Source organism: Bacillus sp. G402 (assembly GCF_051172515.1).
Classification (GTDB): Bacteria; Bacillota; Bacilli; order Bacillales; family Bacillaceae; genus Bacillus; species Bacillus altitudinis.
In genome coordinates this window covers 155650-168271 of sequence record NZ_JBPIZC010000001.1, presented here as the reverse complement: position 1 = coordinate 168271, position 12622 = coordinate 155650, and the positions used below count along the sequence as shown (strand labels likewise).

General features: G+C 40.8%; 14 protein-coding genes. 7 read left to right on the top strand and 7 right to left on the bottom strand.

Features of this window, described 5'->3' with window-relative positions:
* Positions 1 to 71: 71 nt before the first annotated feature.
* From ACSBQP_RS00880 to ACSBQP_RS00865, 4 genes are read left to right on the top strand one after another with little or no spacing between them, the layout of a single operon-like run.
* Entirely contained in the window at positions 72 to 1610 is a 1539-nt protein-coding gene (locus ACSBQP_RS00880; protein WP_255234200.1) for a hypothetical protein, read from the top strand.
* A 1-nt stretch (position 1611) separates the two neighbouring features.
* A complete protein-coding gene (locus ACSBQP_RS00875) occupies positions 1612 to 2112 on the top strand; it encodes a stage II sporulation protein M (RefSeq protein WP_019743196.1) in 501 nt (166 codons plus the stop codon).
* Between the two features lie 21 nt (positions 2113 to 2133).
* A complete protein-coding gene (locus ACSBQP_RS00870) occupies positions 2134 to 2679 on the top strand; it encodes a hypothetical protein (protein WP_050827462.1) in 546 nt (181 codons plus the stop codon).
* Positions 2672 to 3340 (top strand): ABC transporter ATP-binding protein, encoded by a 669-nt coding sequence (locus ACSBQP_RS00865; protein WP_017358054.1) that lies wholly within the window; start codon positions 2672 to 2674, stop codon positions 3338 to 3340. Before ACSBQP_RS00870 ends, ACSBQP_RS00865 begins: the two co-directional genes overlap by 8 nt.
* 52 nt (positions 3341 to 3392) lie before the next feature.
* Here ACSBQP_RS00865 and ACSBQP_RS00860 read toward each other — a convergent pair whose 3' ends face one another.
* Complete coding sequence (locus ACSBQP_RS00860) at positions 3393 to 3686, bottom strand: CotD family spore coat protein (protein ID WP_017358055.1); 294 nt, start codon at positions 3684 to 3686, stop codon at positions 3393 to 3395.
* A gap of 183 nt (positions 3687 to 3869) precedes the next feature.
* Between ACSBQP_RS00860 and ACSBQP_RS00855 the strand changes: the two genes are divergently transcribed.
* Positions 3870 to 4187 carry a hypothetical protein gene (locus ACSBQP_RS00855; protein WP_008342561.1) on the top strand — a complete coding sequence of 106 codons (318 nt, stop codon included), beginning with the start codon at positions 3870 to 3872 and terminating at the stop codon, positions 4185 to 4187.
* 36 nt (positions 4188 to 4223) lie between these two features.
* Positions 4224 to 4436 carry a hypothetical protein gene (locus ACSBQP_RS00850; protein WP_008342562.1) on the top strand — a complete coding sequence of 71 codons (213 nt, stop codon included), beginning with the start codon at positions 4224 to 4226 and terminating at the stop codon, positions 4434 to 4436.
* A 36-nt stretch (positions 4437 to 4472) separates the two neighbouring features.
* Here the strand turns inward: ACSBQP_RS00850 and ACSBQP_RS00845 are convergent, their stop codons facing one another.
* From ACSBQP_RS00845 to ACSBQP_RS00830, 4 genes are all read right to left on the bottom strand, one after another.
* Positions 4473 to 5813 carry a sugar porter family MFS transporter gene (locus ACSBQP_RS00845; RefSeq protein ID WP_007501378.1) on the bottom strand — a complete coding sequence of 447 codons (1341 nt, stop codon included), beginning with the start codon at positions 5811 to 5813 and terminating at the stop codon, positions 4473 to 4475.
* A gap of 84 nt (positions 5814 to 5897) precedes the next feature.
* Positions 5898 to 7319 (bottom strand): L-arabinose isomerase, encoded by a 1422-nt coding sequence (gene araA / locus ACSBQP_RS00840; RefSeq protein ID WP_435028104.1) that lies wholly within the window; start codon positions 7317 to 7319, stop codon positions 5898 to 5900.
* 17 nt (positions 7320 to 7336) lie between these two features.
* Positions 7337 to 8041: an L-ribulose-5-phosphate 4-epimerase gene (locus ACSBQP_RS00835; protein ID WP_046527161.1), complete on the bottom strand. Its 705-nt coding sequence runs from the start codon at positions 8039 to 8041 to the stop codon at positions 7337 to 7339.
* On the bottom strand, positions 8035 to 9660 hold the full coding sequence (locus ACSBQP_RS00830; protein WP_435028102.1) for a xylulokinase: 1626 nt from the start codon (positions 9658 to 9660) through the stop codon (positions 8035 to 8037). Before ACSBQP_RS00830 ends, ACSBQP_RS00835 begins: the two co-directional genes overlap by 7 nt.
* A 272-nt stretch (positions 9661 to 9932) precedes the next feature.
* Here ACSBQP_RS00830 and ACSBQP_RS00825 point away from each other — a divergent pair, with 272 nt between their 5' ends.
* A complete protein-coding gene (locus ACSBQP_RS00825; protein ID WP_136944792.1) occupies positions 9933 to 11045 on the top strand; it encodes a GntR family transcriptional regulator in 1113 nt (370 codons plus the stop codon).
* A gap of 5 nt (positions 11046 to 11050) precedes the next feature.
* Here the strand turns inward: ACSBQP_RS00825 and ACSBQP_RS00820 are convergent, their stop codons facing one another.
* Entirely contained in the window at positions 11051 to 12067 is a 1017-nt protein-coding gene (locus ACSBQP_RS00820; protein WP_169476102.1) for a serine hydrolase domain-containing protein, read from the bottom strand.
* A gap of 10 nt (positions 12068 to 12077) precedes the next feature.
* Positions 12078 to 12533: a MarR family winged helix-turn-helix transcriptional regulator gene (locus tag ACSBQP_RS00815; RefSeq protein ID WP_240692356.1), complete on the bottom strand. Its 456-nt coding sequence runs from the start codon at positions 12531 to 12533 to the stop codon at positions 12078 to 12080.
* Positions 12534 to 12622 lie beyond the last annotated feature (89 nt).

The window sequence follows — 12622 nt, the reverse complement described above, 5'->3', positions numbered from 1 at the left end:
TGATTGTATTCGTGATATCTTCATTTCTTTACTCCCCCGTCTATCAAATAGAATGGGAAAGTGCTTTTGTGATGTTTTTATTTCTATTTTCTATCGTCAAAGGAATTGAATCTTATAGAAGAACTCATCTTCTTCCTTTTAAAGAATTGATACAGCTAGCACCTGTTTCCTCTAGACAACTTTTTCAAACACTTCTGTTTTCAGAATTGATTTGGCTTGTGTTTACGAGTTTGAGCACTTATTTGATCTATTTTTTGTTTCAATATGATATTGTTCAAACACACGATCTGGCATTCTGGTTAAAACATGTCAATGTGATGCTGACAAGTATCTTCCTATTTATCATCAGCAATAAGATATTCGGTGCTTATATTTATAACATCGTCGTAAAAAAAATCGGGGCCATTCGTGTCCTCTTTTTTGCAAGCATCGCTTTGCTTTTTTTCTTTTTCGGAAGGGTTCTCATATTAAACATCATTTTCCCTTTTTATCACACCTTCCAAAAACTATTTCAATCGATCTCATCGCTTGCAGAGGATTCGTTTTGGATCACTCTTTCAAACAAGCTGATCTCTTTATATCAACATGATCTTCAGCAAATGCATCATGCTTTATTTTCAGATGGCTCTGTTTTTCTACAATTTCAAGCCCTTTTTAATTCACCTATTACATTGATTGTTGTGATACTAAATAGTGCGCTTGTCATGAGAAGTCCTGTTCGATGGATTCCAACGGAAAAAGATCAAGACCAAAGCTCAAAGCATTTTCGGGATTTATTTTATTGGTACTTTCAAGTACTGCATAAAATTCAGGGTTTGTTGTTTAGACAAAATGTGTTGATTCAAAAAGACATCAAGCTGCTGAAAGAAAAAAGGTGGCTCTTATCTAAAGAATTTTTTAATTATATGTTCATGTCATATGAAGCCTTCTTTTATATTGGTGTTTTTACCGGATTGATCTCGATCATCGATCATCAAGCCTTGCAAATTCAGCTGCTATTCACACTCAATATTATGATACTAGCAAATCAATCTTATGAGATGAGAATGCTGACACCTTCTATTTTTGCTTTAAGTGCTGAAAAAAAGAACATTTGGCTTTACGAGCTTTCTCAAATATCTCTTTTGCAATTTTTCTTATCAAAAATCCAGTTATTTTATTGTTTATTTTCCATACCAGCACTCTGTTTACTATTCATTAATCTATCTATTATGACTGTGTATCAACTGTTTCATGTTCAGATGCTCATTCAACTGGTGGTATTAGGGATTGGCTTTTTCATTTTTCCTTTGATTCAGCTTTACCTGTTTCCATTCACAACGAAATTCAATTTTATTCATGAGCATGAAATAGGGACAACAAATGAGGAATTAGAGATCATCGATAAAGGTCAGGCATTTGCCAGAAACTTTCTTGTGCTGCCTTTTATGTACTATTTAATTTTGACCTCTTTTCTCCCTATATTGCAGCAATCCTCAGGGCTCGTAAACGTGCTGTTCGCTATATATTTTGTGATCGTTTCAGTGATTTGCTGGATATTATGCCGCAAGACCATTTATAAAGGAATTGAGTATGTTGAAAAAAATAAGATATTTTCTATCGGAGAATAGATTGATTCTACGTCTCGGCTATTTTTACGCCGGTGTATTTATTGCAGCTTTGCTCATTGGATGCCTCCTTCCTTATGATCAGATTCCTTATTTAAAAAAGGATGAAGACATGTTTTTTCTCTCTATTTTTTCAAATAATTTACAGGTTGGGCTTGCCATTCTAGGTATCGGGGCTTTTACTGGCGGCATTATGTCTGCTGGCATTCTTTTTTATAATGGCTATATCATCGGAAAACTCATTCAGTTTCTGATAGCCCATCATGAAGTGCCGCAGTTATTCACTGGCCTCATGCCGCATGCTTTTGTTGAAATTCTTGGTTTGATCCTCTTTTCAATCGTCAGTGCTTTTCCATTCATTTATCTTTACCGGTTTATGAAAGGTAAGGCCATTGATGTAAGAAAGCTGACTCGGACTGTGGTTCAGTTAATCTTTTCCGCTGTAGTGCTCTTGTTGATTGCCTCTCTTTTAGAGGAATATGTCAGCCATGTACATCTATCTTAGAAGAAAGGAGAATGTGGTTCTATGGAGCTACTTCTACGCCCTAAACAATTTTTCAATCAACATCAATCGATCAAAACCATTGTAGGTCTTGTCTTACTATCTTTATTTGTTTCGACTGTTTTTTTAACATTTTTTATCATTGATTTGTTAGTAGAGGAGCCTTTATCTGCTGGAAAACAATTAGCCAGCATTGTGTTTATCTTTTTACTGACAATCCCGCTTTATTTCATATTGAATTTTCTCGGTACTGTCGTGACTTCGATTTATATGTACTTTTTTCATAAAACGTTTATTTTGCGCAAAATGTATTTTGTCATCTTGCTTTATAATGCGTTTCTTCTATTAGTGAATAGCGCAGCGATCTATTGTGTGATGGTACTCGATTTAGATCATTATTTTATCATCATCCAAGCGATTTCTTTTTTGATCAACTTGTACCTTTTACGCATCCTATATGATGGGATCATTTATTATGCTGAAGGATCAAAAAAAGCCGCCCTCGCGACCGTCATCTTGTATATGCTGGTGACCACTGTTTTTGTTATTGGAGGATTTATCAATGGCTAGTTTGCAAGTGTCTCAGCTATCTTTTCGTTATGAAACAACTGAAGAAAGCTCTCCCCTCCTTGATCAAGTATCCTTTCATCTGAAAGAAGGTGATCGTGCTTGTATTATCGGGAAAAACGGCAGCGGTAAATCGACACTTTTAAAGATCATCGCAGGTCTGCTTCCTTCAGTATCCGAAACGATTTTACTCAACGAACAGCATCATCCTAGGTCAGCTCTTTTTAAAGGGTTGGTCGCGTACATTCCAGATAAGCCTTTGGTTTATGATGCGCTGACTGGTATTGAGCATATGACTCTTATACAGTCACTATGGAAAATGAATCAGTCAGAAAAAGAGGTATACAAAAAGACCTTTCTCTCGCTTTGTGATGCATTTGATTTAACTCATGCACTTAAGATGCCTGTCAAACAATATTCACTAGGTATGAGATATAAGCTTTTCTTTAATTGTATGGCAGCCAGATCACCAGAACTAATCATTCTTGATGAACCTTTTACATCTCTTGATGAGGCATCTCAAATGCAGTCTATTTCTTTATTAAAAGAAGAATTCTCTGATCAATGTGTTTTATTTACAAGCCATCAGCGCTACCTTTATTCAGAATTAGGAAATCGTTTTTTCGAGCTTGATCACGGACAACTAAATGAAATAGAGCGTTAAACATACAAAAGGCATCCCATCACAGGATGCCTCACTTCTATATACCATTATCTTACCATTTACAGCGTTTGACCGGGCGGCAGCAAGGATTCTTGATATCACTGCCACAGTCATATTCTTCCACAATATACTCATTTCGAGTAGATTGCGTCACAGGGTAGTAGTTTTCAATTCTTTTGATGTTTTTATTGACGTTTGTGATATGAGTTGGATGAATTTTTCTGATCGTTTGTACATTTGTTGTCGTGTTGACAATTTGACGTGTAGGGGATACAACCGTTTCAACTTCTCCATGATTCCCCCTGCGAGGTCCAAAGAAAAAATTGTCTAATCGATTCCGGCTCATCTCAACACCCCTTCAAGTTGTCTTTCACTTACACTCTATCGTATGTAAGAGGCGCGATTAGTGATTAGATGCTTGTCTATTTTTGATAAAATCCGCTTGTGATCTAGTAGTCTCTTTCTTTACAACAGGACAATTTTAACATATTATACAAATGATCTCTTGTGAAGGAAAGGACATTCATTGATGAAAACAAGACATAAGCTTTTTTCATTTTTCATCCTGCTCGTCGTGATCATCACCCTTCCCTTGCTGTCGCCCATGGTTTTTACAAATGCGACTGAAAGAGGAGCGATACGGCATGCCATTTATCAAGAAGGCTACCCTTACCAAAGCTATTTTGCTATTTTGCAAAAAAAGGACGATGTAGACCCTCAATATGGTCAGCTTTATGATGTGTATTGGCAGGCTTGGAAAAGTGAGACGGGAATGACGCCTTCCGTCTGTTATTCAAAAAAGGTAGAAGACCATGAATATAAGGTCAGCTGCGGAACTGCACCGTAACATTTTTCAATAACTTTAAAATAAGAGGTGAACGATTTGATCAACACAACACAAACCATCGAACGAAATAAACTGGACATTGCACTTGAACTGACGCAATTGCATTTGAATCGATATGAAGCAAATCATCCTGATCAGCTGAGTGAAATTTATGCCAAATATTATGCACTTCTTGAAGTGCTGGACGTATCCTCATCTGATCAATTAATGGATTTACTGCCAGATGAACTGAAACAAATACTTGATTAAAAAAACCATCTATCCTGTGTGGATAGATGGTTTCCTTTAGACACGTGCAGCCATATCGGTTTCGATTTGTTCTAAGCTTCTTCCTTTTGTTTCGACTAATACAAAGCGCGTGAACAACAGGCCAATTAAGCAGATGACCCCAAATGAGGAGAAAATCACGCCAAAGCTGAATTGGTCAGCCAAGATAGGGAACACAAGGCCAACTGCTAATGATCCCGTCCAGTTAAAGGCAGAGGAAATGCCCGCTCCAATGCCTCTTACAGAAAGTGGGAAAATTTCACCAATGATAATCCATGTGATTGGTGCCCATGAGAAGGCATAGCACAAAATAAAGCAGCAAAGTGAAATCAATGTGACCCAGTTTAATATGCCTTCACTCACTCCAAGCGCACCTAATGCCGCTGGTGCAAAGAAAGAGAGGGCCATCCCCGTTCCCCCAACTGTGAGAATCGTTCGGCGGTCGAACCGGTCGACGAATTGTAAAAAGATTACGGTCGTCACAACAAATATGACTCCAACAATGACGGTAAAACCTGCGGCAACTTGCGGAGCAAGACCTACATTTCTTGCGATACTCGTTGCATAATACACAATGGAGTTCGCTCCCTGTATTTGCTGGAGTGTCGCCATTCCGACCCCAATAAAGAGAGCCATACGGAATTTCTTTTGAAATAATTCACGAATGCCTGAGCGTTCTTCTTTTGCCACTTCTAAAATTTCTTGCATTTCTGCTTCAATCTCTTCACGTGAGGAACGAAGTGATCCTAATACTTCACGTGCCTTATGAGCCATTCCGTGTTTAATTAAATATCTTGGAGATTCAGGAAGTTTCAGCATGCCAATATAAAGCACGATCGCAAATAAAGCAGCACTTCCCAGCATCCAGCGCCAGCTGTCTGGAATGGGTTCAAACACAAATGCGACGATATAGCTAAGCAATAATCCACTCACAATCATCAGCTGATTCAAGCCAGACAATTTCCCGCGAATTTTAGCTGGCGCGATTTCAGACATGTAAGCAGGCACGAGCGATGAGGCTGTCCCTACAGCTGTTCCTAAGAAAATCCGGGCAATGGTTAATGAGATTTCTTCTGGTGCAATGGCTGAGCCAAGCGCACCGACAAAAAAGATAATCGATGATACTAAAATGAGCTTTCTGCGGCCAAACTTATCCCCCATCAGACCGCTTAAAATGGAACCAATGATCGCCCCGCCCATTAATGAAGAAACGACGATGCCAAGCCATAACGGGCTGAGCTGAAATTCTTCCTGAATGTGCCCTTCCGCCCCTGCGATAATGCCAATATCATATCCAAATAAGATACCTGCAAAGGACCCGAAAAAGAAGATAAATTTACTTGATACTTTTTTCTCCAAGTGGATGACCCCCCTCACTTAATAAACCGCTTTCATTTCTCCCTGCCATTCTACCGTTCACAGTAGAATGCATTTCACCCTTCTTTATAAAACCACATATTCTGCATTCACAAGCTTTGCAAAATGAACAATTTGATCAACCGTTAAATTGAGAGATACGACTGTATGATGACCTCCGCCGTGCTTAATCCATGCTTTCACGCCATCTTGAAAGTTCGGTTTGATTTTCCAGAGGACTCGTGCCACCGGTAAATGTGGTGCTGCTTCCTGCGGCTCAAAGGCTTCCACTTCTTGAATCAGCCATTTGAAATGTGTTCCAAAATCAGCAATGGAGACAACAACGCCCTCGCCTGCTTTTCCATCAAACACAAGACGTGCTGGGTCTTCCCGGTTTCCAATGCCTAGCGGAGACACGACAATGACAGGTTTTGTATGTGCAAGCGCTGGATCTACTTCTAACATATGAGATTGCAGCACTGCTTCCTGACCAGAGGTCATTTCATATGTGTAATCTTCCATAAAACCTGTGGATTGATGATGGCTCATCACCTTTAATAAACGAGCCAGTGCGGCGGTTTTCCAATCCCCTTCACCTGCAAAGCCATACCCCTTTGCCATCAGCCGCTGAACGGCTAAACCCGGAAGCTGCTTCATGCCATGTAGATCTTCAAAGTTTGTCGTAAAGGCATTGTAGCCGCCTTCATCTAAGAAACGTTTGATGGCAATTTCATATCGTGCTTGCACTTTTACACTTTGTTCCCATTCTTCCGCCGAATAACTCCCATAATCCACGTCATATAACGTTAAGTACTCAGCAAACAGAGCATCAACTTCTGCTTCTTCCACGGCATTTACATAGTTCACAAGGTCGCCTATTCCAAAGTAATCAACGGTCCAGCCCAGCTGGATCTGCGCTTCAATTTTATCTCCTTCTGTCACCGCAACGTGGCGCATATTGTCACCAAACCGGGCCACTTTGATCTGGAAGCTCTCATGATAGGCAGCCGCAACGTCCATCCAATCAGCGATTTGCTGCTTCACCTCCTGCTTCGACCAATGACCTGCAACGATTTGGTTTTGCTTATTTAAACGTGCATTGATATAGCCGTACTCTCTGTCTCCATGTGCCGATTGATGGAGATTCATATAGTCCATATCAATCGTGTCCCACGGAATGTTTTCATAGTATTGCGTGACGAGATGCAAAAGAGGCTTTTGCAAAAGAGACGTACCACGTATCCACATTTTTGCTGGAGAAAACGTATGCATCCAAGTCATCACACCGATGACCTCATCACGATAGTTGACCTCTTTCATCAGCTGTGTGATTTGATCCGCACTAACCGCCAGTTCCTGCAGGATAATTGGATAAGGCAGCAAACCGCTCTCATTTAAGGCATCTGTTATCTTTTGCGCATCTGCCTTCACTTGCTTCAGTGCCTCGTCCCCATATAAGTGCTGTGAACCGACGACAAACCAACATTCTTTCTTCTGACTTGTTAACATAGAAATCCCTCTTTTCTTTATCTTGAAGGTTTTTGTCCGTAATACGCATGTGTTCCATGCTTTCTTAAATAATGTTTATCTAAAATCACCTGCGGAAGAGGCTCCGCATATTCGTTCAATTGCTTTGCAAACAGGTTCATTTTCGCTACTTCATCTAAAATGACACTGTTCATTACCGCACTTTTTGCATCTTTTCCCCACGTAAAGGGCCCATGACCTTGTAGCAAAATACCAGGAACCGCCATGACATCTATCTGTCTTTTCTCAAACGTTTCAATGATCAGGTGTCCTGTTTCCACCTCATACCCGCGATTCACCTCTTCTTCTGTGAGAAATCGAGCGCACGGAACAGGTCCGTAAAATGTATCTGCATGTGTTGTGCCCATTGCTGGTAAATCAAGTCCAGCTTGCGCCCATACCGTTGCCCACATTGAATGGCTATGTGAAATGCCGCCAATTTCCTCAAAGTGTTTGTAAAGAACAGCATGTGTGGCAGTATCGGAAGAAGGATTGAATTCCCCCTCGACCACTTGACCGTCAAAATCGACCACGACCATGTCTTTTGCTGATAATTTGTCATACGCTATGCCGCTTGGCTTAATGACAAACAGTCCACTGTCACGATCGCACGCACTGACATTGCCCCATGTAAATTTCACAAGTCCGTACTTTGGCAGATCTAGATTCGCTTGAAACACTTCTTCTTTTAACCGCTCTAACATACAGGTGCCGCTCCTTTCTGTGGCGTCAAATGTTCTACTGCCGCTTTTTCTATCGGGAGTCCTTCTTGATAGCGCTTTATAAATGCCTCAAAACCTTTAACATCCAGTGGATCAGGATCAATAAGCTCTTCTAATGTATGGGCAAATACTTGATGCTTGAGGAAATGGCTCAGTGTTTGCTGCTGGTGATTGATCATATATGAAGCAAGGACCGCCATCCCAAACGCGCCGCCTTCTCCCGCCGTTGATACGACGGATACAGGTGTCCCGAGTGCAGCAGCGACCATTTTTTGCCCAACTATGGGTGTTTTAAATAAACCGCCATGTCCTAGTAAGCGATCAATCTTGACTTGTTCATGTGCTTTTAAACGATCCATCCCAATTTTCATTGCGCCAAATGCAGAGAAGAGATGCGTCCGAATGAAATTAGCAAGGGTAAACCGGCTTTGAGGAGATCTAACAAAAAGGGGTCTTCCTTCTTTTAGTCTCGTAATATTTTCACCAGAATAATAGCCATAGCTTAAAAGCCCGCCCCCATCATGATCTGCTTCTAAAGCTTGATTTAATAGGGTTTCGTACATTCTTTCTGTTTCAACTGGCTGACCCATTGCTTCAAACGCTTCTCTGAATAGATTCATCCAAGCGTTAAGGTCACTTGTACAATTGTTGGCATGAACCATCGCGACTGGCAGGCCATCTGGTGTCGTGACAAGATCCACTTCTGGGTACACACCTTTTAGATGATGCTCTAACACAATCATGGCAAATACAGATGTCCCAACTGAAATATTCCCAGTTCTCTTTTCCACACTGTTTGTTGCGACCATTCCCGTTCCTGCATCACCCTCTGGTGGGCAAAAAGGGATACCTGGCTGCAACTGTTTGCCTTGGTCTAAAATCGCTGCTCCAGCTGCTGTTAACACACCAGCTTCTTCGCCTGCTAAATAGATGCGCGGCAAAAGATGACGAAGCTTCCACGGATAGCCTTTTTCTACAATCAATGCTTCAAATTGATGAAGCATCACTTCGTTGTAATCCTTCGTTTTTTCATCAATGGGGAACATTCCCGACGCATCGCCAATTCCGATGGCCTGCTTCCCTGTTAACAGCCAGTGAATGTAGCCGGACAAAGTGGTCACATACTCTAACCGGGACAGATGTTTTTCCTCTCCTAATATCGCTTGATATAAGTGAGCAATGCTCCATCTTTCTGGAATATGAAATTGGAATACATCCGTTAGCTTTTGACTCGCCTCGGTCGTTGTTCCATTCCGCCACGTTCGAAACGGGACGAGGACTTCTCCTGTATGATGACAGGCGACATAGCCATGCATCATCGCAGATATCCCGATGGAGCCAATCGTTTGAATCGTCACCCCATACAATTGTGCAGCCTGTTCTTTCATCTGACGGTATGCCACTTGAAGACCTGTAATGATCTCAATTAAGTTGTACGTCCATATTCCTTCTTGAAGAGAACTTTCCCATTCAAATGCACCTTGCGCAATTGGCTGAAACTCTTCATCTATTAAAATCGCTTTAATTCGTGTGGAACCAAATTCAATGCCCAAAGATGTCCTGCCTTCTCTAATGACTTTGGCCGTCTTTTCACGATTCATTTTGTTCACCTCCAAGATGATAGCGGTTTCAAATATCTTTTTCGTTTGATTCACCTTTACCTGTGCACAAAAATAATATAATATTTGTCCGTACATATGTCAATAATAAATATAGTTGTGCATACATAATTAGACAAAAACTTTCATGTTCTCTAAGGATTAGACGGTAGACACTGCAAGCGCCTGTTTTTGATTAAGCAACCATGTTAAAATATGTCCATACAAGTTCTTCTCAACCCGAGTAGAGGATCAACTGTGAAAGAAGTGAAACGATGAAAAAGAAGTACCAGATCATTATAGATGATATAAAAAGCAAAATACTGACAGGGGATTACCGGATCGGGGAGCGTATTCCAACCGAATCAAGCTTACAAGAGATGTATCAAGTAAGCAGACATACGGTGCGAAAAGCCATCTTGGAATTATCGAGTGAAGGTTTTTTACGAAGCGAAAAAGGCTCAGGCACATTTGTCACCAATCAATATCAAACAAAACCTGCTGGACATGCTCATATGAAAACGATTGGCGTCATCACCACATACATATCCGATTACATTTTCCCGTCGATCATTCGGGGCATCGAAAGCCGATTAAATGAAGAGAACTATTCTTTGTTACTGGCGAGTACAAATAACGATGTGGAGCAAGAGAAAAAAGCGCTTGAAATGATGCTGTCCTTTGGTGTGGACGGATTAATTGTCGAACCGACAAAAAGCAACTTATATAATCCAAACATTTCGTACTACCTATCCTTTAAAGAGCAGGATGTCCCGCTTATTATGATCAATGCCTACTATGAGCAGTTAGAAGTTCCCTTCCTTTGTTTGGATGATGTAAAGTCCAGCTATTTAGCGACAAAGGAGCTGATCACCTCTGGGCATCAGCACATTGGACTGATTTCAAAAACAGATGATTTACAAGGAAAATATCGAATGAAAGGCTATATTCAGGCACTCGGTGAAGCGAAGCTCAATTTCCTACCAGAACATGTTCTTTTTTTCGATACAGAATCGAAGCAGTATTTAGGGGATCATATAAAAACCTTTTTACAAGCGCACCAGCATGAGCTGACAGCCCTTGTTTGCTATAACGATGAGGTAGGATTAGAAGTAGCAAATGTATGTAGTGAAATAGGTTTATCTATTCCAGATGATCTTTCCATTATTGGACAGGATAACTCGTATATTGCCAAAAAAAATGCCCATGTGAAACTGACAACGCTGACACACCCTCAAGAGCAAATGGGACGAGATGCGGCAGACTGGATGATTAAAAAAGTACAAGGGAAAAAGAACCTGCCTGATCAAACATTTTATGAGCCTGAACTCGTTCCTGGTGAAACGATTAAAGAGCTGAACACAAGAAAAAATGAGCCCTCTTCATAGGAGGCTCATTTGGCTTTAGGCTCTTGTTCAAGCATATTCATCACGTCATAAGCAATTCGGTCGGGAGAGTCTTGCGTGATACGATTGCGATAGTTAGACAAGACGACCACTCCTGTTTTTGAATGTGGGCGGAAGCCCATGAAGCTGGAGAAACCAGAAGTGGCACCATTATGGCAAATCAATCCCGTATCATCTATGACCCACCCGAGTCCCATTGACATGTTTTTACCTATCTTCACCTTTGGCTCGTGGGTCATTTTCCATGGAGAAGCGGCGTCTGCACTCATGTGTGCAGAGAGAAATGAAAGCAAATCAGTGACCGTCGACCGAATCGCACCAGCCCCTTGATAGTCATGCATCTGAAGCGGAGGAACCTCTTTTCCATTCTCTTTATGACCGAGGATCATCTTCTCTTGGACCTCCTCCTTGATCGTAATAAAGGTGTTCGATAGTTTCAGCTCATCCACGATATATTCAGTCAGCAGCTCTTCATATGTTTTGTGAAGAGACCATCCCATGATCAACCCGAGGAGTCCCATCCCTACATTGGAGTAACGAGATGGGTATTCTTTTCGCTCATTCCATTTTTTTGAGTGTAACAATTTCATTAATTCATCGAGGGAGTATTGACAGTACATATCTCTTCTCACTTTTGGAAGGAACCTTAGTTGTAAATCTCTGAGAAAACGATATGAAGGAAGTCCAGACGTATGGATTGCCAGCTGTTCTATTTGAATGGGGTGATTCTTTCTTATTTCAGGACAATACAGTGAAATGGAATCGTCTAGCTTCATCTGCCCTTTTTGAATCATGCTTGCCAATATACTTGTCGTAAAGACTTTTGAAATAGAGCCGATTTCAAAAATGACCTCCTCAGGCTGGACGCGCTGCCGTATGGGGTGATCTCCGAAATGAAAAACATGTCTTTCTCCTTGATGAATCAGTCCGATCACAAGCAGTGCCTGTTTCTTTTTCTCCGTATAAGAAGAGGCAATTCGCTGTACTTCTTGTTTGAGCATCATCAATGGATCATCATCCTTCCCCTTCATTTTGATCTACAATCAATTGATCAAGCTTTGTATAAATGGATGTCAATGTGTTGATCTCTTCGAGGCTTAATTTTGAATAGTATTTTTCAATGATCGCAAGTTCTATCTTTCTCATATTCTCCAAGTACGTCTTTGCCTTTTCAGAAAGTTCAACGTGCAATTCCCGACGATTTTGCGGGTTGATGCTGCGGCGAACCCATTCTTTTTTTTCAAGCGTGTTTAACAACTGGCTCACAGCACTTTGGGTGATGCCTAGTTGCTGAGCAATTTGAATAGGTGAGCTTCCCCCTTTTCGCTCTACGAAATCAAGGACAATGTGCTGCTTATCAGTTAACTCATCTACAAATAACTCTTCAAACTCTAATCGGAGCTTTTGATGGATGCGCGCTTCGATTTCGTTTAATTCTTGGATCATCGTTGTTTTGGATGTCAATGTCATCACCTTCATAATTAAGATAACTTAAGTATAAAGGTGTATTAATTATTAATCAACAAAAATCCCTATCTTTTATCAAAGATAGGGAAAAT

Excerpts from the sequence above, each read along its gene's own strand:
- ACSBQP_RS00815 (WP_240692356.1), bottom strand. The coding sequence starts at position 12,533 with ATGACATTGACATCCAAAACAACGATGATCCAAGAATTAAACGAAATC.
- ACSBQP_RS00820 (WP_169476102.1), bottom strand. The coding sequence starts at position 12,067 with ATGATGCTCAAACAAGAAGTACAGCGAATTGCCTCTTCTTATACGGAG.
- ACSBQP_RS00830 (WP_435028102.1), bottom strand. The coding sequence starts at position 9,660 with ATGAATCGTGAAAAGACGGCCAAAGTCATTAGAGAAGGCAGGACATCT.
- ACSBQP_RS00870 (WP_050827462.1), top strand. The coding sequence starts at position 2,134 with ATGGAGCTACTTCTACGCCCTAAACAATTTTTCAATCAACATCAATCG.
- araA (WP_435028104.1), bottom strand. The coding sequence starts at position 7,319 with ATGTTAACAAGTCAGAAGAAAGAATGTTGGTTTGTCGTCGGTTCACAG.
- ACSBQP_RS00825 (WP_136944792.1), top strand. The coding sequence starts at position 9,933 with ATGAAAAAGAAGTACCAGATCATTATAGATGATATAAAAAGCAAAATA.
- ACSBQP_RS00855 (WP_008342561.1), top strand. The coding sequence starts at position 3,870 with ATGAAAACAAGACATAAGCTTTTTTCATTTTTCATCCTGCTCGTCGTG.
- ACSBQP_RS00835 (WP_046527161.1), bottom strand. The coding sequence starts at position 8,041 with ATGTTAGAGCGGTTAAAAGAAGAAGTGTTTCAAGCGAATCTAGATCTG.
- ACSBQP_RS00880 (WP_255234200.1), top strand. The coding sequence starts at position 72 with ATGTTTTTATTTCTATTTTCTATCGTCAAAGGAATTGAATCTTATAGA.
- ACSBQP_RS00865 (WP_017358054.1), top strand. The coding sequence starts at position 2,672 with ATGGCTAGTTTGCAAGTGTCTCAGCTATCTTTTCGTTATGAAACAACT.
- ACSBQP_RS00860 (WP_017358055.1), bottom strand. The coding sequence starts at position 3,686 with ATGAGCCGGAATCGATTAGACAATTTTTTCTTTGGACCTCGCAGGGGG.